Annotated in this window: 18 protein-coding genes; 1 reads left to right on the top strand and 17 read right to left on the bottom strand. The window is 72.1% G+C overall.

Going from position 1 to position 23681, the window contains the following annotated elements:
* Window positions 1-23: 23 nt before the first annotated feature.
* From AB5J54_RS15515 to AB5J54_RS15570, 12 genes are all read right to left on the bottom strand, one after another.
* The gene (locus tag AB5J54_RS15515) at window positions 24-1475 is read right to left on the bottom strand and encodes a WXG100 family type VII secretion target (protein WP_369144508.1); all 1452 of its coding nucleotides are present in this window, start codon (window positions 1473-1475) and stop codon (window positions 24-26) included.
* 92 nt (window positions 1476-1567) lie between these two features.
* Entirely contained in the window at window positions 1568-2023 is a 456-nt protein-coding gene (locus tag AB5J54_RS15520) for a hypothetical protein (protein WP_369144509.1), read from the bottom strand.
* Window positions 2024-2142: 119 nt separating this feature from the next.
* Window positions 2143-4422: a xanthine dehydrogenase family protein molybdopterin-binding subunit gene (locus tag AB5J54_RS15525; protein WP_369149340.1), complete on the bottom strand. Its 2280-nt coding sequence runs from the start codon at window positions 4420-4422 to the stop codon at window positions 2143-2145.
* Window positions 4423-4445: 23 nt separating this feature from the next.
* Window positions 4446-5861, bottom strand: a complete 1416-nt coding sequence (locus AB5J54_RS15530; RefSeq protein ID WP_369144510.1) for a (2Fe-2S)-binding protein — start codon at window positions 5859-5861, stop codon at window positions 4446-4448.
* The gene (locus AB5J54_RS15535; protein ID WP_329851119.1) at window positions 5858-6733 is read right to left on the bottom strand and encodes an FAD binding domain-containing protein; all 876 of its coding nucleotides are present in this window, start codon (window positions 6731-6733) and stop codon (window positions 5858-5860) included. The genes AB5J54_RS15530 and AB5J54_RS15535 overlap by 4 nt, the downstream gene beginning before the upstream one ends.
* Before the next feature lie 225 nt (window positions 6734-6958).
* Window positions 6959-8590 carry a beta-N-acetylhexosaminidase gene (locus AB5J54_RS15540; protein ID WP_369144511.1) on the bottom strand — a complete coding sequence of 544 codons (1632 nt, stop codon included), beginning with the start codon at window positions 8588-8590 and terminating at the stop codon, window positions 6959-6961.
* Between the two features lie 4 nt (window positions 8591-8594).
* Complete coding sequence (locus AB5J54_RS15545) at window positions 8595-9443, bottom strand: carbohydrate ABC transporter permease (protein WP_369144512.1); 849 nt, start codon at window positions 9441-9443, stop codon at window positions 8595-8597.
* Window positions 9440-10375: a carbohydrate ABC transporter permease gene (locus tag AB5J54_RS15550; RefSeq protein WP_369144513.1), complete on the bottom strand. Its 936-nt coding sequence runs from the start codon at window positions 10373-10375 to the stop codon at window positions 9440-9442. The genes AB5J54_RS15545 and AB5J54_RS15550 overlap by 4 nt, the downstream gene beginning before the upstream one ends.
* A gap of 5 nt (window positions 10376-10380) precedes the next feature.
* Complete coding sequence (locus AB5J54_RS15555; RefSeq protein WP_369149341.1) at window positions 10381-11673, bottom strand: extracellular solute-binding protein; 1293 nt, start codon at window positions 11671-11673, stop codon at window positions 10381-10383.
* Window positions 11674-11915: 242 nt separating this feature from the next.
* Window positions 11916-12200, bottom strand: coding sequence for a DUF3039 domain-containing protein (locus AB5J54_RS15560; RefSeq protein ID WP_056558193.1), 285 nt, complete (start codon window positions 12198-12200; stop codon window positions 11916-11918).
* A gap of 53 nt (window positions 12201-12253) precedes the next feature.
* Window positions 12254-13450: an acyltransferase family protein gene (locus AB5J54_RS15565; protein ID WP_369144514.1), complete on the bottom strand. Its 1197-nt coding sequence runs from the start codon at window positions 13448-13450 to the stop codon at window positions 12254-12256.
* A gap of 167 nt (window positions 13451-13617) precedes the next feature.
* Entirely contained in the window at window positions 13618-14178 is a 561-nt protein-coding gene (locus AB5J54_RS15570; RefSeq protein ID WP_369144515.1) for a YqgE/AlgH family protein, read from the bottom strand.
* Between the two features lie 279 nt (window positions 14179-14457).
* Between AB5J54_RS15570 and murA the strand changes: the two genes are divergently transcribed.
* Window positions 14458-15798 carry a UDP-N-acetylglucosamine 1-carboxyvinyltransferase gene (gene murA, locus AB5J54_RS15575; protein ID WP_351191071.1) on the top strand — a complete coding sequence of 447 codons (1341 nt, stop codon included), beginning with the start codon at window positions 14458-14460 and terminating at the stop codon, window positions 15796-15798.
* 112 nt (window positions 15799-15910) lie between these two features.
* Here murA and AB5J54_RS15580 read toward each other — a convergent pair whose 3' ends face one another.
* From AB5J54_RS15580 to AB5J54_RS15600, 5 genes are all read right to left on the bottom strand, one after another.
* On the bottom strand, window positions 15911-16192 hold the full coding sequence (locus tag AB5J54_RS15580; RefSeq protein WP_015033921.1) for an HU family DNA-binding protein: 282 nt from the start codon (window positions 16190-16192) through the stop codon (window positions 15911-15913).
* 312 nt (window positions 16193-16504) lie between these two features.
* Window positions 16505-17935, bottom strand: a complete 1431-nt coding sequence (locus AB5J54_RS15585; protein WP_369144516.1) for an NAD-dependent malic enzyme — start codon at window positions 17933-17935, stop codon at window positions 16505-16507.
* A gap of 398 nt (window positions 17936-18333) precedes the next feature.
* Window positions 18334-20613, bottom strand: a complete 2280-nt coding sequence (locus tag AB5J54_RS15590) for a UvrD-helicase domain-containing protein (protein WP_369144517.1) — start codon at window positions 20611-20613, stop codon at window positions 18334-18336.
* Between the two features lie 411 nt (window positions 20614-21024).
* Window positions 21025-22161 carry a uroporphyrinogen-III synthase gene (locus AB5J54_RS15595; protein WP_369144518.1) on the bottom strand — a complete coding sequence of 379 codons (1137 nt, stop codon included), beginning with the start codon at window positions 22159-22161 and terminating at the stop codon, window positions 21025-21027.
* Between the two features lie 84 nt (window positions 22162-22245).
* The gene (locus AB5J54_RS15600; RefSeq protein WP_369144519.1) at window positions 22246-23601 is read right to left on the bottom strand and encodes a nitrate/nitrite transporter; all 1356 of its coding nucleotides are present in this window, start codon (window positions 23599-23601) and stop codon (window positions 22246-22248) included.
* Between the last annotated feature and the right edge of the window lie 80 nt (window positions 23602-23681).

The following is a 23681-nucleotide window of genomic DNA, read 5'->3' on the forward strand; positions in this document are numbered from 1 at the left end:
ACGCATCTGCTTCCTCGCGCTGATCAGTCGATGACGGGCGGCGCCACGCGGCGGCCCTGCTGCCAGGTCTCCTCGTCCTCGACGAGGTAGTCGGGACGCTCTCCGTTCTGCTCCTCGCGGTCACCGGGCTTCGCGGCGTTGCCGCGGACGAGGCCCGAGCCACCGGCCGTGAAGGGCTTCCCGCCGCCCGCGGCGCCGGCGCGCTGCGCCTTGCCGCCGACGACTCCGCCGCTCTCACCGGCGAGGCGACGGCCGCCGCTGATGCCGTTCTGGCCGGCACCGCCGCCCATGGGGCCGCCCATGCCGTGGGCGCCGCCCATGCCGCGGCCCATGCCGGTCCGGTTCTGGCCGGTGGGCTCGTTGCCGACGACGGTGCTGCGCGGGATGCCGGTCTGCGGCCGGCCCGTGGTGCTGGGGACCTGGCGGCCACCGCTGATGCCTTCGCGGGGCATGCCGGGCCCGTTGCGGAGGCCGCCGGTCTGCGGGCCGCGCTGGGTACCGGTGCCGCCGGTGATGGGCGACGTGGGACCGAGGGGCCCCGGACCGCCGCCCTTCACGGTCAGCGGAGGCACGCCGGTCGTCACGAACGGAGGCGTGCCGCCGTCCGGCTTGGTGATCGGCGGCGGGCCGCCCGGGAGCTGCGTCGTCGGCACGGTGATGTCCGGCTTCGGCGGCGTCTTCACGCTGTCGATGCCCAGGTCCACCGGGGCGTCGGGCCGGACCTCGGGCTTGATGACGTGCGTCGGCCCGGTCGGGTCGCCGGTGGGCGGGACCGTGCGCGTGTCGGGCGTGGTCGGGGTGCTGGGCGGGTTGTGCGTGGTCCGCGTCCCCGTGCTCGTGTCCGTGCCGGTGGAGCGATGGCCGGTCTCCTGCGTGGAACCGATGTAGGAGCCGCTGTCCCGGGTGTCGGGTGCTTCCGGCACGAACGCCCCCGGCGGCGGCGGGAACGTGGGCGGCACCTGGTTCTTCATGCGGAGGCTCGACCACTGGTAGGCGGAGGAGAGGCGGTACATCTCGTCCGCCGCCGCCTGCTGGTTCTCCCGCTCCTTCGCCTCGATGGCCGCCAGCTCCTCACTGGGGGACATCTGGTTCCGGGCGTTGCGGGCGATGGTCTGCGCGTCGGGGTCGTTGTGGTACTTCTGGGCGGCCGCCAGGTTCGCCTTGGCCGCCTCGTGCGAGGTGTACCGGGGGATGGCGCTCTGGGCCGAGGCGATGGCGGTCGAGTTGTCCTCCATGCAGACCGAGCCGTGCTCGGCGTAGTCCGACAGGCTCGTAGTCGAGTTGGCCACGTTCGTGGCCCACTCGACGAACGCCTTCTCGGCCTCGCCCTCCCAGTCCATGTTCCTCATGCTGGAGCGCAGCTCGCCGGCGATCTTGGCCATCTGCTCCGAGACGCTCTTCAACCGCCGCGCCGCGTCGCCCACGTAGAAGCTGCTCGCCTCATCCAGCCACGCCAGCATCTGCTCGTGCTTCATGGCAGCGAAGTTGGTTCCGCCGCCACCGCCGCCCTCTGCAGGCCTCATCTGTCGCCTCTTCCCCGTGTCCCCGAAATTCTGTCCGCGCCCGACTACTTGAAGGAGCCGTCGCCCTCGGCCGCGTCGGTGCCGCCGGCGCCCGCTTCCTTGTCCGCCTTCGTCTTGGCGTCGTAGGTGCGCTGGTGGATCTGGATCATCTTGCGCTTGACGTCGTCGTCCATCTCCTCCATGCCGTTCTTGGAGGCGACGACCGCGATCCCGAGGCCTTCCAGGCAGTCCTTGAGCAGGCCGGAGAGCTCGACCAGACTGTGGAGGGTCTCGTTGTAGGCCGAGTAGGCCCCCTGAGCCTCATTCCAGGCCGCCCCGCCACCGCCGAACTGGGTACGGGTGACCGGATCCGCCTTCAGCTTGCCCGCGCTCGCGCCGGAGCCGTCGAGCTGCTCGATGAGCGCGTCGACCCCCTGCTTGAACTTCTGCATGGAGTCGGCGCTGTACTTGACGGCCTGCGTCCGCATCCCGGACGTCATGCCCTCCATCTCGGCTCGCATGCCCGCTCCTCCCCCGTGAACCCACCATGCCGTCAACGGCACAAGTCTAGAAGTTCACTGTAGTCAGGAACGACGACAGTCCGCACCTCCCGGTTGCACAAGCAACGGACATCACATGGTTACGAATTGGGCACGGCGACCGCCGCCTGCGGGCGGATCGGGAGGCGGTTGACCGGGCGGCCCGTCGCCGCGCGTACCGCTGAGGCCACTGCGGCGGGTGAGGTGACGACCGGGATGGCGCTCGCCGCCTTGGCGCCGAAGGGGGCCACCACATCGCGTTCCTCGACGAGTTTCACGATGCGAATGTCCGGGGCATCCAGGGATGTCGGGAGTGCGTACCCCGTGAAGTCGGGGTGCCGGACCAGACCGCGGGCCGTGCGGAGGTTCTCCGTGAGGGCCGCGCCGACGCCCTGGGTGATGCCCGCCTCGATGCGCGCGGTGAGCTGCGCGGGGTTCAGGATGCGGCCCACGTCCTGGGCCACGGCCATCTCCACCACGCGTACCGCGCCGAGTTCGATGTCCACGTCCACCACCGCGCGGATCGCGCAGAACGCCAGGCCCACGAAGGCGTCGCCCTGGCCCGACTCGTCCAGCGGCTCCGTGGGGTGGGGGCGGCACTGGGCCGTGGCCCAGAGTTCCTTGCCGTCCATCGCCTCCGTGACGGTCGTCGACAGGACGCCGTCGTACGAGGTGATCTTGCCGTCCGTGATCTGGAGCAGCTCCGTCGACATGCCGAACTTGTGGGCCAGTGGCTGGAGCAGCTGGGTGCGGACCATTTTCGCCGCTCGCTCCACCGCTCCCCCGGAGACCCATGTGTGGCGGCCGTGCGCCGCCGGGCCCGCCGGCGGCTGGTCCGTGTCGACGGGCGCCACGTGCACCTCGTCGATGCCCAGCGTCTCCTGCACGATCTGGCGGGCGAGGGTCGAGAAGCCCGAACCCGTGTCCACCGCCGAGCAGATGACCGTGGCCACCCCGTCCATCACGCGCACCGTGGCCGTCGAGACCTCGTCGGTGCCCTCCGCGCCCAGCATGTGCACCATGCCGAGCGCGTAGCCCACGCCCCGCCGCACCGCGCCGGGTTCGCCCGCGCCCTCCGGGCCGCCGGGCAGCAGCCAGTCGTCCTCCGGGGTGTCCTTGGGCAAGGAGGGGAGGGGGAAGTCCCGTACCGCTGCCAGGAGTTCCGCCACCGGGGCCGGGCACGTCACCGTCTGGCCCGTCGGCAGGATGTCGCCCGTCGCCATGACGTTCCGCATGCGCAGCTCGGCCGGGTCCACGCCCAGCTTGGCGGCCAGCTTGTCCATCTGCGCCTCGTACGCCGCGCACACCTGCATCGCGCCCTCGCCCCGGACATGGCCCGAGGGGGGGTTGTTGGTGCGGACCGCCCAGCCTTCCACGAAGGCGTGCGGGACGACGTACGGGCCGCACGCGAAGGCCACCGCCGCCGCGAGCGACTCCGACGACGAGTCCGCGTACGCGCCCGCGTCGAGCAGGATCTGCGCCTCCACCTTCACCAGGCGCCCCTCCGCGTCCGCGTGGTGGCGGTAGCGCAGCAGGGTCGGGTGGCGGTGGGCGTGGCCGAGGAAGGACTCCTCGCGCGTAGCGGTGAGTTTGACCGGGCAGCCCGTACGGAGCGCGAGCAGGCCCAGGGGGATCTGGAAGCCGGGGTCCTCGCGGTCGCCGGTCGCGCCCGGGACGCCCGTCACGACCAGCTTGACCTGCTCGGGCGGCAGGCCGAAGCAGGCGGCGGCCAGGTCGCGGTCGGTGTGCGGGTCGGTCGAGGCGGTGTAGATCTCCACCCCGCCGTCCGGGCGCGGTACGGCGAGGCCGGCCTCGGCGCCGATGGGCGCCGGGTCCTGACGGCCGATCCGGTACAGGCCCTCGACGACGACCTCGCCGGTCGCCTCCGGGTCGCCGAAGCGCAGCGGGATGTGTCGGATCAGGTTCCCGTCGGGGTGCAGCGCCTCCGCCGCGAACGCCTTCTCCGGGTCCGTCACCGGCTCCAGGAGCTCGTAGTCGACGCCGATCGCCGCGGCCGCGAGCCGCGCCGTGTCCGGGTGGTCGGCCGCGACGGCCGCGAGGGCCTCGCCGTGGTGCCGTACCAGGTCGGCGGCGAAGACGGGCCGGTCGGCGACCCTGCGCCCGTACGTGGCCGCGCCCGGCACGTCCGCGGCCGTCACCACGGCCCGTACGCCCGGCATGGCCTCCGCCGCCGTCGTGTCGATCGACACGATCCGGGCGTGCGGGTGCGGCGAGCGGAGGATCGCGGCCCAGAGCAGGCCCTCGGCCCACAGGTCGGAGGCGTACGGGAAGGTGCCCTCGGTCTTCGCGCGCGCCTCGGCCTGCGGGAGCGAGGTGCCGAGGCCGTGCGCGGCGGGCTGCTCCTGACCAGGGGTGTCCAGAGCGGCGGTGGTCGCGTCGCTGCTCACGCCATGCCTCCGTCGTGCGGGTGGGGAATCTGGTGCGGGATGCGGGCCTCGTCGGCGGCCTCGGGCGCGGTGGCCGCGGCGGCCGCCTCGCGCTCGGCGACGACGTCCCGGACGGCGTCGAGCACGCCCCGGTAGCCGGAGCAGCGGCAGAGGTTGCCGGCGAGGGCCTGGCGGGTCTCCAGCTCCGTGGGGGCGTGGTTGCCCTCCAGGAGGTCGTGCACGGTCATGCACATGCCGGGGATGCAGAAGCCGCACTGGACCGTGCCGCACTTCGCCATCGCCCGCTGCACGTCCGAGGGCTCGCCGTCGGCCGCGAGGCCCTCGACCGTCCGCACCTCGCTCCCCGCGGCGGTCGCCGCGGGCACCAGGCAGGAGGCGACGAGACGGCCGTCGACCTGCACGTTGCACGCGCCGCACTCGCCCTGCGAGCAGCCGTCCTTGGCCCCGGCGAGGCCGAGGCGCTCGCGCAGGACGTAGAGCAGCGACTCGCCGATCCAGGAACCGGTGACGGGCCGGTCGGTGCCGTTGACCCTCAGGGTGTACGAGGTGTGGGGGTGCTCGTCGCTGTCCGTGGACGCGTCGACGGGCAGGGCCACGGTGGCGGCGGGGGCCCGGGGAGCCTCCTCCGCCGCGGCCTCCGTCACGGCCTCGGGAGACGCCTCGGGCGCGACGGCCGGTGCGACCTCCGGCGCGAGCTCCGATACGGCCTCCAGCGCCTCCTCGGGGGCCTCCACGGCCTCCTCCACCGCCGGCTCCTCAGGGAGCGCCCACGGCGCGGGCGCGCCCCCCGGCAGCGTCGCCGGAGCCTCGGCGTACGAGGCGGGCGAGGCGGGCGAGGCGGGCGCCTGTGCCTCCTCCGGCTCCGCGGCAGCCGGAGCCGCAGCCGCCTCCGCCGCCTCGGCCGGGATCCGCCACTGCCCCGTGGCCCCCGGGTCGGTCCCCGGGTCGGCCGCCGGAGCCGCCGCCTCCTCGAAGCGCCACTCCGCCGTCGCGTGCGGGTCCGGCTCGGCGTAGTCGACGTGCTCGACATGCCCGACGGCGTGCTCGACGTGCCCGACGTGCTCGACGGCGTGCTCCACGTACGCCGGCGGCTGGAAGTGCTCGACGCCCTGGAAGGACCCGTCCTGCTCCCCGTACTCGCCGCCCTCGAAGTACTGCGGCTGCTGCGCCTCCGTCGGGACGTGCACCGTCCACGAGCCCGTCGCCGACGGGTCCGTCGTCGCGGCCGGGGCGAGCGGCTGGAGCGGGGTGATCATCGGCGGTACGTAGCCGTGGCCGGGCGCCTCCAGGGGCACGCCGTCCAGCATGAAGTCGGGCGGCAGCTGGACGAAGGCGGTCGCGTCGCCGTCGTAGCCCTCGCTCTGCGGGAGCGGCTCCCAGCCGCCCGTCTGACCCCTGTGCTCGTCGCTCATGCCAGTGCCCTCCCCAGTGCCCGTCGGGCGAGTGCGGCGACCGTGCGCCGCAGGTGCAGTACGGCCGGGGGCAACTGTTCGTCGCCCGGCGGGTCCGGGATGCAGGCGGCGGCGACGTACTCGCCGAACGCCGCGAGCGCCTCCGGCGCGAGCCCCCGGTCGTTGTCCCAGTCCACCAGCGAGGCGATCCAGCGCTCGGCCTCCAGGGGCCGCAGCGGCATGGGGGCGACGGCGCCGACCGCGCAGCGCACGCCCCGCCGGGCCGGGTCGAGGACGACGGCGACGGAGGCGGTGGCGCGGGCCGGGCCGGTGCGGCCGGTGGCCTTGACGAAGACCTGGGGGGCGTGGAGCAGCGGGACGCGGACGAAGGCGACGAGCTCGCCGGGGGCGAGCAGGTCGCGGCCCGCGAGGAGGTGGGAGACGGGGATCTCGCGGCTGCCGAGCGGGCCGAGGACGACGAGGTCGGCTTCCAGGGCGGCGAGGACGGGCAGCGAGTCGCCGGTGGGCGCGGCGGTGACGATGTTGCCGCCGAGGGTGCCGGCGTTGCGGATCTGGGGCGGCCCGGCCGCGCGGGAGGCGGCGGCGAGGGCCGGGATGAGGGCGGCGAAGTCGGGGCGGCCCATGCGGGCGTGGGTGAGGCCGGCGCCGAGGAGGGCGTGGCCGTCCTGGTACTGCCAGCCGCGGATCTCGTTGATGCGGCTCAGGCCGACGAGTCCGGCGGGCCGGAGCTGGCCTTTGTTGACGGCGGCCATGAGGTCGGTGCCGCCGGCGACGGGGACGGCGGCCGGCATGGCCGTGAGCGCTGCCACGGCCTCGTCGAGCGAGGCGGGCAGCGTCACGGACTGCGCCGTCTGTGGTGCGTGCGTGGTCAACCCGCTGCCCCTTCCCGGTGTCCCGGTGGTCCCCGACTGTGCCCGGCCGTCGCGCCTGCGTGTGGGCGTACCGTACGTGCTCACAGGCCGGACGTGGCAACTCTGGCACATCTTCCGAGGAGTCCGGCGCGAGGGTCCGCGAAGGACTGTTCCGCCCGGGACGCCCCGGGTGCGACGGTAACTTCCGTTTCGACGCTCTTGGGTGACCGGGTGACGTCGGGTCTCTCACACGTTCGGGGGCGTGCCCTCCAGGGGTCGGCCGGCCACCCCGGGGCGCTGCTGCCAGGGGTGGGGTCCGGCGGGCGGGCGGTACTCGACGCCGAGGGCGTCCAGGCGCCGGTAGTGGGTGCGCATGCGGCGCTCGAAGCCTGCGTGGTCGCGCGCCTCCGGCGCGGGGAGCGCGGACCAGGCGACCTCGGCGAAGGCGGCGAGGCGCGGGAAGACCTGGTAGTCGACGCGGGAGCGGTTCTCCATGACCTCGGTCCAGACGTTGGCCTGGGTTCCCAGGATGTGGGCCGCGGCCTCGGGTGCGAGGCCGGGCGGGACGGGCTCGAAGCGGTAGACGTCCGCGAGGGTGCGGACGTATCCGATGGGCATCGGTTCGTCCTCGCCGGGTGCCTGACGGTGGTCCAGGTAGACGTGCTGTTCGGGGCACATGACGACGTCGTGGCCGGCTTCGGCGGCGGCGATCCCGCCCGCGTATCCCCGCCAGGAGGAGACGGCCGCCCCTTCGGCGAGGCCGCCCTCCAGGATCTCGTCCCAGCCGATGAGGCGGCGGCCGCGGGCGGTGAGCCAGCGGTCGAAGTGGCGGATGAACCAGGACTGGAGCTCGTCCTCGTCGGCGAGTCCGAGTTCCTCGATGCGGGCCCGGGCGGCCGGGGAGGCCTTCCACTGGTCCTTGGGGCACTCGTCGCCGCCGATGTGGACGAAGGTGGACGGGAAGAGGTCGAGGACCTCTTCGAAGACGCCCTCGTAGAAGCGGAGGACGGCCTCGGTGGGGGCGAGGACGTTGGGGTTGACGCCCCAGGTGTCCCAGACGGTGAGGGCGGCGGTGTCGACGACGTCGGTGTTGCCGAGTTCGGGGTGGGCGGCGATGGCGGCCTGCGCGTGGCCGGGGAGGTCGATCTCGGGGACGACGGTGATGTGCCGCTCGGCGGCGTACGCGACGATCTCGCGGATGTCGTCCTGGGTGTAGAAGCCGCCGTACGGGGTCTCGGTCCAGAGCGGGGAGGCCCGGTGCCCCCACTTGGTACGGGCCCGCCAGGCGCCGACCTCGGTGAGTCGGGGGTAGCGCTCGATCCGGAGGCGCCAGCCCTGGTCGTCGGTGAGGTGGAAGTGGAAGACGTTCAGCTTGTGGGCGGCGAGCAGGTCGAGCAGGCGCAGGACGTCGTCCTTGGGCGTGAAGTGCCGGGAGACGTCGAGCAGGAGGCCGCGCCAGCCGAAGCGGGGTGCGTCCTCGATGGTCACGTACGGGAGGTCCCAGGGGCCGTCGCTCCGTACGGGCGCCTTGCGGTACGCGTCGGGGCCGAGGAGCTGGCGGAGGGTCTGGGCGCCCCAGAAGACGCCTGCGGGGCCGCCGCCCTCGATGACGACGGCGGCGTCCGGGCCGCCGACCGTGAGCCGGTACGCCTCGGGTCGCTCCGTCTCCTCGGTGATCCTCAGCCGGATCGCGTGCGGCCCGGTGCCGTCGGCGAAGGGCAGTCCGGTGGCGGCGCCGAGCGCGGCGCGCAGCCACCGGGCGGTGGACCCGGTGCCGGGCCCGGCGTCGAGGGTGGTCCGCTCGTCGAGCGGGAGCCGGCCGTCGCCGTGCTGCTCGATGGAGAGCGGTACGGGAATGAGGTCCTGGTCGGAGGTCATCGCGTCAGTCCTTCACCGCCCCGCCGAGTCCGGAGACCAGGCGGCGCTGTACGAGTACGAAGAAGACGAGCACCGGGATCGTCATCACGGTCGACCCGGCCATGATTCCTCCCCAGTCGTTCTCGTCGGGCTTGAAGAAGACGAGCAGCGCCATGGGGAGGGTCGACTGCGAGGTGTCGCTGATGAGGAAGGACTTCGCGAAGAGGAAGTCGTTCCAGGTCGAGATGAACGAGAAGACGCTCGTCGCCACGAGGCCGGGGAGGACCAGCGGGAAGAGGATCTGCCAGAGGAAGCGGGCGCGGCTCGCGCCGTCGATCTGGGCCTGTTCCTCCAGCGCCTCGGGGACCGCCTGGACGAAGCCGCGCAGCATCCAGATCGCGAACGGCAGGGAGAAGGCGAGGTGCGGCAGGACGAGCGAGCCTAGGGTGTTGAGGAGCCCGGCGTCCCGCATGAGGAAGAACAGCGGGATGGTCAGCGCCTCGACCGGCACCATCTGGGCGACGAGGAACATGACGAGCAGCGTCGTCCGGAACCGGAAGCGGAACCGGGTGACGGCCGTCGCCGCGAGGAAGGCGATGAGGGCCGAGGCGAGGACGACCGTGCCCGCGACGATGAGCGAGTTGACGAAGTACCGGCCGAAGTCCTGCTGCTCGAAGACGCGCCGGAAGGAGTCGAGGGACGGGGAGAGCGTCCAGGGGCGGGGGTGCGTGGACTGGATCTCGCCGGCCGGTTTGAGGGCGGAGAGCAGCATCCAGTACAGCGGGAAGGCGACGGCGGCCGCGACGAGCAGGGTGACGGCCTCGGCGGCGAGCCGCCCGGGACGCCGGATGCGGAACGTACGGGAAGTGGTCACAGCTCTTCTCCCCGGCGTCGCAGCAGCCGCAGGTGGACCAGGGTCACGGTCAGCAGGATCAGCAGCATGACGACACCGATCGCCGAGCCCAGGCTGTACTCGGACGAGGCGAAGGCCTTCTGGTAGGCGTACACGTTGAGGACGAGGTTCTGGCCGGCGATGCCGCCGCCGTTCGTCATCACGTAGATCTGGGTGAAGAGCTTGAAGTCCCAGATGATCGACTGGATCGTGACGACGACCAGGATCGGCCGGAGCACCGGGGCCGTGACCGAGCGCCAGATCCGCCACTGCGAGGCGCCGTCGAGGGCGGCGGCCTCCAGGACCTCGGACGGGATGGCCTTGATGCCGGCGTAGACCGTCACCATCACGAACGGGAACGAGCACCAGACCACTTCGAGGAGGACGAGGGCGAAGGCGCTGTACCGCCCGTACGTCCAGGAGAAGTCGCCGAGCCCGAGGAGCCGGTTGACGGGGCCGAAGTCGGGGTCGAAGAGGAAGACCCAGACGGTGGAGCCGGTGACGGCGGGGGTCGCCCAGGCGCCGAGCGCGGCCAGCATCAGCAGGAGCCGGGGCAGGGCACGCACGCGCGTGAGGAGGACGGCGAGCGAGCAGCCGACGGCGAGGGTGGTGAGGACGCAGGCGGCGGCGAAGACGACGGTGGCGAGGAGGACCTGGCGGAACTGGGGGTCGGTGAAGAGGGCCGTGTAGTTGCCGAAGCCCTGGAAGGAGGTCGGTTCGCCGCCGCTGACCTGGGCCTGGGTGTACTCCAGGAAGGAGATCAGGCCGAGCTGGTAGAGGGGGTAGACGAGGAGTCCGCCGAGGACGGCGAGGGCGGGCAGGAGGTAGAGCCAGGGGGTCCAGGGGCTGGGGCGCCGGGACGTGGGGGCGGGGGCCTTCACCGGTGCGGCGGCCCGTGTGAGCTGGATCGTCATGCGGCTCAGCCCGCCGCCGCGAACGCCGCATCCATCTTCTTCGCGGCGTCGCCGGAGGCCGTGGTGACGTCCTTACGGCCGCTGACGACCTCCTGGAACATCGTGGGCAGCACGAGGGAGGCGTCGATCTTGCTCCAGCCGGGGGACGCGGGGACGAACCTGGTGCCGGCGCCGAGGGTGTCGATGAAGGGCTTCACGAAGGGCCGGCGCTGGGCGGCGGCGGTGCGGACGTCGGTGTACGTGGGCAGGAAGCCCATCGCGTCGAACAGCCTGCCCTGGGTCTCCTTGCCGGTGAGGGACTTGAGGAGGTCGACGGCGAGGGTGCGGTGGGAGGTGCTCTTCAGGACGCCGATGTTGTTGCCGCCGGCGAAGGCGGGGGCGATGGAGCCGGGGGTGGTGCCGGGCAGCGGGACGACGGCGTACCTGCCCTTGACGGTGCCGGCCTCGACGGCGGCGTGGCTGAAGTCGCCGCCGATGGCCATGCCGGCCTTGCCGGAGGCGAAGGCGGTGACGGTGGCGTTGCCGCCCATCTGGGCGCACTTGGCGGCCGGGCAGTTGTCGTCGCCGAAGAGGGAGGCGTACGTGCTGATGCCCTGGCGGGCGGCCTCGCTGTCGACGGCGGCCTTGTACGTGGTGCCGTTCGCGGTGGCGAGTTCGCCGCCGGCGGCCCAGACGAAGGGCATGGCGCCGTAGGTGTAGGCGCCGCCGACGGCGATGCCGTACAGCTCGGGCCTGGCCTTGCGGATCTTCTTGGCGGTGGTGACGAGTTCGGCCTGGGTCCTGGGGGCGGTGAGGCCGAGCTCCCGGAACACGTCGGTGCGGTAGTACAGGGCGCGGACGCCGACGAAGAGCGGGGCGCCGTAGACCTTGCCGGCGACGGTGACGGACTGCCTGGCGGTGGGGTCGGTGTCCTCGGCCTCGTCCCAGGCGGCGAACTCGGCGCTGATGTCGGCGAGTCCGCCGTCCTTGACGTATCCGGCGGTGTCGGTGTTGCCGTACTCGATGAGGTCGGGCGCCGAGGCGGGGTCGTTGAAGGCGGCCTTGACGCGCTGGGCGCGGGTCTCGACGGGGATGTACTCGATCTCGACCTTCGCGCCCGCGTGGCTCTTCTCGAAGGCGGCGACGGCCTGCCGGACGACCTGTTCCTTGGGCTTGTTGCTCACCTCCTGGAAGAGCCAGACGCGCAGGGTCCCGCTCTTCTCGTCGGCCGCGGCGGTGCCGCCGGACGTCTGGGGCGCGCAGGCGGTGGCGGTGAGGCAGGCGAGCAGGAGTGCGGCGGCGGTGATGGCGGACTTCATGGACGTCACGACGGGTCCCCTCCGAATGCGTGCGTTGCAACATATGCAATGAGCGTTTCGTGCTGCACAACACGCGTGAGGTTAGGCGCGTCTCCGGCGGGCCGACAAGAGGTCTCGACCACCTCAACCACTCCGTGACCGGCGAAAGCAGCCCGTGCAACGCGAAACGGCCCCCGTCGCACGTACCGAAGTACGCGCGACGGGGGCCGCTGAGGGCTTGCCCCGACGTCAGGGCGGCACGGCTACTTGTCCTTGCCGCCCTTGTCCTTGTCGCCGCCCGCGCCCATGGAGTCGTAGATCTCCTTGCACATCGGACAGACCGGGTACTTCTTGGGGTCGCGCCCCGGTACCCAGACCTTTCCGCACAGCGCCACGACGGGCGTGCCGTCGAGGGCGCTCGCCATGATCTTGTCCTTCTGGACGTAGTGGGCGTAGCGCTCGTGGTCGCCGTCACCGTGGGACACCTGCGGCGTCGGCTCGACGAGGGTTCCCGTACCTGCCCCGCGCTCGGGCTCGAGAGTGCTCATAACCGCCAAGGGTACCCACGCCCGCGCGGGAACCGGAGACCCGAGGGGGGCGCTCACGGCGTGTGCTGGGCGACGGGGACGGACGGGGCCGTACGCCGCCAGCGGGCGGGGATGCGGCGGACGAGCCAGCGGTTGGCGGGCTCCTCGACGAAACGGTAGAGCGCCCAGGACATCGCCAGGATGACGAGGCCCATCCCGAGCATCGCGAAGAGCGCCGAGTCCTTGTCCGCGGTCCGTCCCCACTCGTACGTGGCGAAGCGGCTCACCGAGTGGTGCAGCAGGTAGAAGCTGTACGACCACACGCCCAGCAGGATGAGCGGCTTCTTGTTGAGGAGACCGCGGTGGCCGCCGAGCTCCCGCTGCACGAACGCGATGATGACCAGCGCGGCGAGCACGGCGAGCGTGGGCCGGAGCGTGTACTCCAGCTGCGCGTCGTAGGCGGCGGACAGGTGGGCGCGCAGCTGGAAGTAGCCGTAGACGTAGGCGGCCAGCAGCGCGAGCGGCACGATCGGGCGCAGCGGGACGCGGAGGCCGCGGCGGATCAGCAGGGCGACCGTCATGCCGACGAGGAACTGCGGCAGGTAGACGGCGGGGTGGCGCATGACCCAGCGGGCCGTCTCGGGGGCCAGGCTGTCGAAGGCCCACCAGTTGACCGCCCACATGCCGACGAGGCCGGCGACGGTCAGCCCGACCAGGAGCGGGGTGCGCATCCGGACGACGAAGCGGGCGAGCAGCGGGAACAGGGCGTAGAAGAGGATCTCGACGCTGAGGGTCCAGGTCACCGGGTTGCCGGGAAGCGTCGGGGTGGCCTCGGGGAGCCAGTTCTGCACGAGGAAGAGCGAGGCGATGAACGACTTCCACTCCACGGCCTCGTGGGCCCGGACGTAGAAGACGTAGTAGGCCAGCACGGCGGCGACCAGGGTCGCCGGCCAGATGCGCGCCACCCGGCGTATGTAGAACGCGACCGGGTGCTCGTACGGCTTGTACACCCAGGTCAGCAGGAAGCCCGAGAGGACGAAGAAGAAGGTGACCCCGTGGGCACCCATCTCCGAGTACGGGAAGATGGAGGGGGCGCGTCCGTAGCCCGTCTTGCCGCCCACACCGGTGAAGTGGTGGGCGAACACCGCGAAGGCGGCGAAGAACCTCAGACTCGTGAGCGAGTCGAGGCGGGTGGGCAGCACGGATCCGGCCGATTCGGCGGGCACCCGTGCCGAGGCCCGGCCGCTCCGGGCATCGGTTATGACAGACACGTGGTCATCTCTTGATCGTCTGGGCGCATATGTGCGCACTGTGGGCTCTGCGAAGTCGGATCATCGTACGTAGCGCGTCGCCCTACGAACAGACACACGTCACCCAAACCACGTATCGCACACGCGGACGCCCCAACGGCAAGGCCCTTCTCCGGGGTGCCGGAACGTCAGTTGAGGGATGGATCGTCCGGATATGTCGCAATCATCGCGAGTTCACCGCGCTGCCGTCGCAGCACCTGCCGCCAGAGCGTCTCGGGGCGCGGCGAGGAGACGTCACCGGGCTCCGACTCGACCACGTACCAGGCCCCGTCGCCGAGCTCGGACTCCAGCTGGCCGGGGCCCCAGCCCGCGTACCCCGCGAAGATCCGCAGCGAACCGAGCGCCGGCCCGAGCAGCTCGGGCGGGGTCTCCAGGTCGACCAGGCCGATCGCGCCGTACACCCGGCGCCAGCCGAGGGGGCCCTCGTCGCCGGGGATGACGGCGACGCCGAGGGCCGCGTCGAGCGAGACGGGGCCGCCCTGGAAGACGACGCCGGGCTCGCCGGCGAGGGCCGCCCAGGGGGCGAGGATGTCGCCGACGGTGACGGGCGTGGGCCGGTTGAGGACGACGCCGAGCGAGCCCTCGTCGTCGTGGTCGAGCAGCAGGACCACCGCGCGGTCGAAATTCGGGTCCGCCAGCGCGGGGGTGGCCACGAGCAGCCGTCCTGTGAGCGAGGACACCTCGGTCATGCGACACATGATCCCGCATCTTCGGCGTTCGCGGAGGGTTGTCGGACGGGATGGCGGGAAGGCGGGGACCACCGCAGTTCAGGACCGACAGGGCCGCGGTGCCGGGCCGCCCCTCGGGGACAAGCGGACGGTGACGCTCCGCAAGATCACGGGAACAGAGGGTGTTGTGCCGAATTCATTACATCTGACAGGCCCCATGAGGCACCCGATCGGGGTCTCATGGCCCCTTACCCTTTTCTCTGGCCACCCGTCGGACCCCACTTTCGGAACGCGAGATTCATGACCGGCACAGACGATGTCCTGCTTGTCCACGGCGGAACCCCGCTGGAGGGCGAGATCCGCGTCCGCGGCGCGAAGAACCTCGTGCCCAAGGCGATGGTCGCCGCCCTGCTCGGCAGCGGCCCCAGCCGCCTGCGCAACGTTCCCGACATCCGTGACGTCCGCGTGGTCCGCGGGCTGCTCCAGCTGCACGGAGTGACGGTCCGCCCGGGCGAGGAGCCCGGCGAGCTCGTCCTCGACCCGACGCACGTCGAGTCCGCGAACGTCGCTGACATCGATGCCCACGCCGGTTCGTCGCGCATCCCGATCCTCTTCTGCGGCCCCCTGCTCCACCGCCTCGGCCACGCCTTCATCCCGGGCCTGGGCGGCTGCGACATCGGCGGCCGGCCCATCGACTTCCACTTCGACGTGCTCCGCCAGTTCGGCGCGACCATCGAGAAGCGCGCCGACGGACAGTACCTGGAGGCCCCGCAGCGTCTTCGCGGTTGCAAGATCCGCCTCCCGTACCCCTCGGTCGGCTCGACCGAGCAGGTGCTGCTCACCGCCGTCCTCGCCGAGGGCGTCACCGAGCTGTCGAACGCGGCCGTGGAGCCCGAGATCGAGGACCTGATCTGCGTCCTGCAGAAGATGGGCGCGATCATCTCCATGGACACCGACCGGACCATCCGGATCACCGGTGTCGACCGCCTCGACGGCTACACCCACCGGGCGCTCCCGGACCGCCTGGAGGCGGCCTCCTGGGCGTCGGCGGCGCTGGCCACCGAGGGCAACATCTACGTGCGCGGCGCCCAGCAGCGCTCGATGATGACCTTCCTCAACACGTACCGGAAGGTCGGCGGCGCCTTCGAGATCGACGACGAGGGCATCCGCTTCTGGCACCCGGGCGGCTCGCTCAACGCGATCCACCTGGAGACGGACGTGCACCCGGGCTTCCAGACGGACTGGCAGCAGCCGCTGGTCGTGGCCCTGACGCAGGCCTCCGGCCTCTCCATCGTGCACGAGACGGTGTACGAGTCCCGGCTCGGCTTCACCTCCGCGCTGAACCAGATGGGTGCCCACATCCAGCTGTACCGCGAGTGCCTGGGCGGCTCCGACTGCCGCTTCGGCCAGCGGAACTTCCTGCACTCCGCGGTCGTGTCGGGCCCGACCCGGCTCCAGGGCGCCGACCTGGTCATCCCCGACCTGCGCGGCGGCTTCTCGTACCTGATCGCGGCCCTCGCCGCCCAGGGCACGAGCCGGGTCCACGGCATCGACCTGATCAACCGCGGCTACGAGAACTTCATGGAGAAGCTCGTCGAGCTGGGCGCGAAGGTCGAGCTCCCGGGCAGCGCGCTGGTGTAGTGCGCCACGGGCCCGTGGCGCCCCGCGAGGCGCCACGGGCCCGTACAGGCACGAACGAAAGGGCGGCCACCCCCTGACAGGGTGGCCGCCCTTTCTGCGCCTCCAGGCCGCCTTACTTGCCCTTGGCGGCTTCCTTGAGCTTCGAGCCCGCGGAGACCTTCACGCTGTAGCCGGCCGGGATGTCGATCGGGTCGCCGGTCTGCGGGTTACGAGCGGTGCGAGCGGCACGGTGGGTGCGCTCGAAGGTCAGGAAGCCGGGGATGGTGACCTTCTCGTCACCCTTGGCGACGACCTCACCGACGGTCTCGGCGAGAGCGGCCAGCACGGCGTCGGCGTCCTTGCGGGTCACCTCGGCGCGGTCGGCCAGGGCGGCCACCAGCTCACTGCGGTTCATGTTGTTACTCCCGTGTTCTTCTTGCCTGTGAGGCGTGCCACGCGGCGGAAGCCGCGCGATTGGGTACAGCGAAGCCGATGCTGCCAGGGCCCTCGGACAGTCCCCGGACCCGGGTCAAACGACAGACCCTCGCGCCCAAACACGCATCCTGCCCCCACCAGCGGCGGGAACGCCAATCCGGCACCCCCGCGGGTCACACGAAAAGCGCCCGAGCCCCGTGGTGGTGACGTTCTGTCGACGCCGCGAAAACCGCGCGGAGCCGAAACGCCACCCTAAAGGCGGGTTTACGGCTCCGCGAATCGCGACGCGCCGTCAGCGCCCGCCGGGCGCCGTGCCCGAACCCGCGGCCTTCGCCGCGTTCCGGACGGCTCCGGCGACCGCGCCGGCGACCTTGTCGTTGAAGACCGACGGGATGATGTAGTTCGGGTTGAGCTCGTCCTCGGTGACCACGTCGGCGAGGGCGGTGGCCGCCGCCAGCATCATCTCCGTGTTGACGGTACGGGACTGGGCGTCGAGCAGACCGCGGAAGACGCCCGGGAAGACGAGCACGTTGTTGATCTGGTTCGGGAAGTCCGAACGGCCGGTGGCGACGACGGCGGCGGTCTGCCGCGCGGCGGCCGGGTCGACCTCCGGGTCGGGGTTCGCGAGCGCGAACACGATGGCGCCCTCCGCCATGGCGGCGACGTCCTCCGCGCCGAGCAGGTTCGGCGCCGAGACGCCGATGAACACGTCCGCGCCGACGACGGCCTGCTTGAGGGTGCCGGTGACGCCCTCGGGGTTGGTGTTGTCGGCGATCCAGCGCAGCGGGGTGCCGGGGGCGGCGTCGACCAGGTCCTCGCGGCCCGCGTGCACGACACCGTGGATGTCGGCGACGACGGCGTGCTTGACGCCCGCCGCGATCAGCAGCTTCAGGATGGCCGTACCGGCCGCGCCGGCACCGGACATGACGACCCGTACGTCGCCGATGCCCTTGCCGACCACGCGCAGCGCGTTGGTGAGGGCGGCGAGGACGACGATGGCGGTGCCGTGCTGGTCGTCGTGGAAGACGGGGATGTCGAGGGCCTCGCGCAGCCGGGCCTCGATCTCGAAGCAGCGGGGCGCGGAGATGTCCTCCAGGTTGATGCCCGCGAAGCCCGGGGCGATCGCCTTGACGATCGCGACGATCTCGTCGGTGTCCTGGGTGTCCAGGCAGAGCGGCCAGGCATCGATGTCGGCGAAGCGCTTGAACAGGGCCGCCTTGCCCTCCATGACCGGCATCGCGGCCATCGGGCCGATGTTGCCCAGGCCGAGGACGGCGGAGCCGTCGGTCACGACCGCGACGGTGTTGCGCTTGATGGTGAGGCGGCGGGCGTCCTCGGGGTTCTCGGCGATCGCCATGCACACGCGGGCGACGCCCGGGGTGTAGATCATGGAGAGGTCGTCACGGTTGCGGATGGGGTGCTTCGACGCCATCTCGATCTTGCCGCCGAGGTGCATCAGGAACGTACGGTCGGAGACCTTGCCGAGGACGACGCCCTCGATGGTGCGCAGCTGCGCGACGATCTCGTCGGCGTGCGCGGTGGAGGTCGCGGCGATGGTGACGTCGATGCGGAGCTTCTCGTGGCCGGAGGCGGTCACGTCGAGGCCGGTGACGGATCCGCCGTGGGACTCCACCGCCGTGGTGAGCTGGGAGACCGCGGTTCCGCTGGCGGGAACCTCCAGCCGGACCGTCATCGAGTACGAGACGCTGGGCGCCGTTGCCATGGCCGAGTTCCTCTGCTTTCCCTGAGCTTCGTTGCTACGCCGCCCCGGCTGGTTGCCTGGCGGCGCCCTCCGATGGTCGCACCTACCTGCCGGTAGCAGGTAATGCGGTCATTTTGTTTTCGGAAAGTAGTTTCCACCATACGAGAACCGTCGGGGAAACAGAAGAGGCTCCCGTCACCAGTGGTGACGGGAGCCTCAACTTCGTACGTACATCTAAGTGGCACCGACCCGCCATGCTCGCCTCGCGGCAAGTGGTCCCTCTGAGGGACGAAGGTTGGGCCCGGGGGCTTGGATCGAGCCGGTGCCACGACAAGGCTAACAAACCACCCTGCCTGGTGATTCCAGCGCCACAGGTTGACCTGAAATCGGCGTCCTGCCCCGCCGGAGCGGGGACCGGATCAGTCCCGCAGCAGGTCCGGGACCCCCGCCTCGTCCGGCATGTCACGGTCGCCCGCGAGCACCGTGAGCGCCTGCGTGGACCGGGTGAGGGCCACGTACAGGACCCGCAGGCCGGCCGGGGACTCGTCCGCGATCTCGGCGGGCGAGACGACCACCGTCGCGTCGTACTCCAGCCCCTTCGCCTCCAGGGAGCCGAGGGCGACCACCCGGTCGCCGAGGCCGGCGAGCCAGCGCGCGGCCTCGTCCCGCCGGTTCATGGCGACGACGACACCGACGGTTCCGTCCACCTGGGTGAGCAGCCGCTCCGCTTCCAAACGTACGGTTTCGGCCAGATCGCCCTTCTCCGGCACCGGTACGAAGCGGGGCTCGACGCCCGTGGAGCGGACGGCGCGCGGCGATTCCTTGCCCGGCATGGCGAGCGCGAGGACCTTGGCGGCGAGCTCGGCGATCTCCGCCGGGTTCCGGTAGTTCACGGTGAGCTCGAAGCGGCGCCGCGGCCGGGAGCCGAGGGCCTCGTCCCGGGCCTCGGCGGCCTCGTCCGGATCCGACCAGGAGGACTGCGCCGGGTCGCCGACGACCGTCCAGGTGGCGTGCCGGCCGCGCCGCCCGACCATCCGCCACTGCATGGGCGTCAGGTCCTGGGCCTCGTCGACGATCACGTGCGCGTACTCGGTGCGCTCCGCGGCGAGCCGCTCGGCCCGCTCCCGCTGGGTCTCCTCCCGTACGGGCATCAGCTCCTCCAGGCCCGTGAGCTGGTCCAGCGGGTCGTACTCCCGCTTCTTGCGGGGCCGGGCCGGGGCGCCGAGCAGGGTGTTCAGCTCGTCGAGGAGGGCGACGTCGTGGACGGACAGCTCCCGGCGGCGCAGCGAACGCGCGAGCCGCCGCACCTCGCCCGGGTTGAGGATCCGGCGGGCCCAGCGGCCGAGCCGCCGCTCGTCGGCCATCGCGTCGAGGACCTGACGGGGAGTGAGCTCGGGCCACCAGGCGTCGAGGAAGCCGAGGAACGAGTCCTCCGTCGAGACGTCCTCGTCGAAGGAGGAGCGCAGCTCGGCGGCGAGCTCGGGGTCGCTGTGCCGGCCGGCGGCGCCGGACTTGGCGTACAGCGCGTCGAGGAGGAGCCGGCGGGCGCGGGGCCGCAGGAGGTTGACGGGGGCGGTGCCGCCGAGGACGTTGTGCCGGATGCGGCGGAGCTCGTCGGCTTCCAGTTCGAGCCGCCGCCCGAAGGCGACGACGCGCAGGAGCTGCGGGGCGTCCGGGCTCTCCAGGGCGCCCCTGGCCGCCTTCCGCAGCACATGGACCATGCGGGAGGAGCCCTTGACGCGGGCGACGGCGGGCTCGTCGTACGCGGTGGCCTCGGCGCCGTCGACGAGCGAGCCGACGGCACGGATCGCGACCTGGCCCTCCTCGCCGAGGGAGGGCAGGACGCCCTCGGTGTACGAGACGAGGAGCGGGGTCGGGGAGACGATGAGGATGCCGCCCGCGTACCGCCGCCGGTCCTGGTAGAGCAGATAGGCGGCCCGGTGCAGCGCGACCGCCGTCTTCCCCGTCCCCGGTCCGCCCTCGACGTACGTGACGGAGGCGGCGGGCGCGCGGATGACCAGGTCCTGCTCGGCCTGGATGGAGGACACGATGTCCCGCATGGTGTGGCTGCGGGCCTGGCCGAGGGCGGCCATCAGGGCGCCGTCGCCGATCACGGGCAGCTCGCGGCCGTCGAGGGTGGCGCGGAGCTCGGGACGCATCAGGTCGTCCTCGACGCCGAGGACCTGGCGGCCCTTGGAGCGGATGACGCGACGGCGCACGACGCGGCCGGGGTCGACGGGCGTGGACCGGTAGAAGGGCGCGGCCGCGGGCGCGCGCCAGTCGATGACGAGCGGCGAGTAGTCGGCGTCGAGGACGCCGATCCGCCCGATGTGGAGGGTCTCGCCGATCTCGGCGGTGTTGTCGGGCCGTACGGCGTCCTCGGCGGGCTCGACGGAGGTGTAGGCCCCGTCGGGCCCCTTCTTCCCGTCCTTGCCGTACAGGAGGTCGATCCGGCCGAAGAGGAAGTCCTCGAACTCGTTGTTGAGCCGGTTGAGGTGGATGCCGGCCCGGAAGACCTGGGCGTCACGCTCGGCGAGGGCGCCGGGCGTGCCGACCTGGCCCCGCTGGGCGGCGTCGTTCATCAGGAACTCCGCCTCGTGGATCTTCTCCTCCAGTCGGCGGTAGACCTGATCCAGATGTTCCTGCTCGACACCGATCTCACGGTCTCTGACCGTGTCCACGGCTTCCTGCGCGGCCACCTAAGGCCCCCTTCTCACGTGCACTGGGCAGCCGTCGAGCGTACGCCACGAGGGGGCACCGTGTCAGGCGCGGGGCCCGCACGCCCGCCCGTGTGGGCCCGCGCCGGTGCTGGGCGGTGCCCCCACCCACCCCCGTGTGGGCCCGCGCCCGTACTGGGCGGTGCCCCCACCCACCCCCGTGTGGGCAATCGTCCCGCTGGGGCGGGACGGGTGGGCACACGGGACGGCGCGCCGAGCGGCGCCTCCGCGTTCCGCGCCTGGACCCGAACCCGATGCGCGGCGCCCAACGTGGTGCGGGTCAGGGCGCGTAAGCCTCTGGCGCCGGCAAGGGCGCCGTTCCGTTGTGCCCACCCGTTCCGCCCCTTGCGGAACGCCTGCCCACAACGGCGGAAGCGCGCCCACAACGGGGGCCTAGCCGTCGTACTTCGACTCCGGGGACGCGTCCAGCGCCAGCCGATACCCCCGCTTCACCACCGTCTGGATCAGCTTCGGCGTGCCGAGGGCCGTGCGGAGGCGGGCCATCGCCGTCTCCACGGCGTGTTCGTCGCGCCCCGCGCCGGGCAGGGCGCGGAGGAGGTCGGCGCGGGAGACGACCCAGCCGGGCCGGCGGGCCAGGAGGCCGAGGAGGGCCATCCCGGCGGGCGGGACGGGCCGCAGGGCGCCGTCGACGAGGACCGCGTGCCCGCGGACCTCGACCCGGTGCCCGGCGACCGGCAGGACCCGCGCCCGCCCGGGAAGCTCCCGGCAGAGGAGCTGCACGAGCGGCCCGAGCCGGAACCGCTCGGGCTGGTACGTGTCGATGCCCTCCGCCTGCAGCGGCAGCGCCGTCACGGGCCCCACGCACACCGCGAGCACGTCGTGCCGGAGCGCGGCGACGAGGTCGTCCCGTACCCCCCGCTCCGCCGCCCGGGAGAAGAGGGAGGCGGCGGCCGGCGCGCTGGTGAAGGTCACCGCGTCGAGGCCCCGCGCGAGCGTCGCGTCGAGGAGCCGGTCGAGCGGCCCGATGTCCTCGGGCGGCATCCACCGGTAGACGGGGACGCCGACGACCTCCGCGCCGCCCGCCGTCAGGGCCTCCACGAAGCCGGGCAGGGGCTCCCCGTGCAGCTGGAGCGCGATCCGCCGACCGGCCACGCCTTCGGCGAGGAGCCGGTCGAGGACCTCGGCCATGGACTCCGAGGAGGGCGACCAGGACTCGGTGAGTCCGGCGGCCCGTACGGCGCCCTTGACCTTGGGGCCCCGGGCGAGGAGCTCCACACGACGCAGCACGTCGAGGAGCTCCTCCCCGTACCCCCAGCCCTCCGCCGCCTCGACCCAGCCCCGGAAGCCGATCGCCGTGGTGGCGACGACGACGTCCGGGGCGTGGCCGATGAGTTCCTTGGTGGCGGCGAGGAGCTCGGTGTCGTCGGCCAGGGGGACGATCCGCAGGGCGGGGCCGTGGACGACGGCCGCGCCGCGCCGCCGCAGCAGCGCGATCAGCTCGTCGGCGCGGCGTGCCGCGGTGACGCCGACGGTGAAGCCGGCGAGGGGGCCGTGTTCTTGCTCGTCCATGGGGCCTGAGCCTGACGGGGACGCGTGACGGTCTCGGTTCGCCCGTATTTCCTGGTCGTTACGGTCCGCGCCGGGCATGGGGGGTCACACCCGAGCGTAGCCGGACCGGGGCTCCGGCTCCGTGACCGCGGCGGCGGTCTCGGGGACGGCGGCCGGGGCCCGAAGGTATACCGCCCAGGTGACGACCATGCAGGCCGCGTAGAAGGCGAGGAAGGCGACGAAGGCGCCGGTGCCGGTGCCGGCGGTCTGGAAGGACTGGCGGAAGGCGAGGTTGATGCCGAGTCCGCCGAGCGCGCCGACGGCTCCGATGAGGCCCATGGAGGCCCCGGAGAGCCGTCGTCCGTAGGCTTCGGCGGCCTCGCCCGCGAGGCCCTTGCGGTGTCCCTGGGCGAGGAAGATCGCCGGGATCATCTTGTACGTGGAGCCGTTGCCGAGCCCGCTGAGGACGAAGAGCCCGATGAAGCCGACGAGGAAGACGGCGAGGGACTCGATCACGGAGGCGTAGATCACGACGGCGGTCGCGGTGGCCATCGCGGCGAAGGTCCACAGGGTGATGCGGGCGCCGCCGTGCCGGTCGGCGAGGGTGCCGCCGACGGGCCGGATGAGGGAGCCGAGGAGCGGGCCGATGAAGGTGAGCGAGGCGGCCTGGAGCGGGGTGCGGCCGAACTGGGTCTGGAGGACGAGGCCGAAGGCGAAGCTGTAGCCGATGAAGGAGCCGAAGGTGCCGATGTAGAGGAAGGCCATGATCCAGGTGTGCCGGGCCCTCACGGCCTCCTTCGCGGCGCCGGTGTCGTTCTTCACCGGGGCGAGGTTGTCCATGAAGAGCGCGGCGCAGACGGCGGCGACGACGATCAGCGGCAGGTAGACGCCGAGGACGATCCGGGGGTGCAGTGCCCCGGCGGTGCCGATGACGAGGAGGCCGACGAGCTGGACGACGGGGACGCCGATGTTGCCGCCGCCGGCGTTGAGGCCGAGGGCCCAGCCCTTCTTCCGGAGCGGGAAGAAGGCGTTGATGTTGGTCATGGAGGAGGCGAAGTTGCCGCCGCCGACGCCGGTGAGCGCCGCCACCAGGACGAAGGTCGTGTACGAGGTGCCGGGCCGCATCACCGCGAAGGCGAGGGCGGTGGGCAGCAGGAGCAGCAGAGCGCTGACGACCGTCCAGTTCCGGCCGCCGAAGCGGGCGACGGCGAAGGTGTACGGGATCCGGATCAGAGCGCCGGTGAAGGTCGCGGTGGCGATCAGGAAGAACTTCCCGGCCGGGTCGACCCCGTACTGCGGGCCCATGAAGAGGACCATGACCGACCAGAGGCTCCATACGGAGAAGCCGATGTGCTCGGAGAGCACGGAGAAGAGCAGATTGCGCCGGGCGATCTTCTCCCCCTTCTCCCGCCAGAAGGTCTCGTCCTCCGGTTCCCAGCGTTCGATCCAGCGGCCACCCATCTCGCACCTCCACGGAGTCGGATCCTGATGCGACCGACGGTAGGAAGGGCGCGTTTCAGGCCGGTGCCGTGAGGTGACGG

The sequence above is a fragment of the Streptomyces sp. R44 genome (assembly GCF_041053105.1).
Classification (GTDB): domain Bacteria; phylum Actinomycetota; class Actinomycetes; order Streptomycetales; family Streptomycetaceae; genus Streptomyces.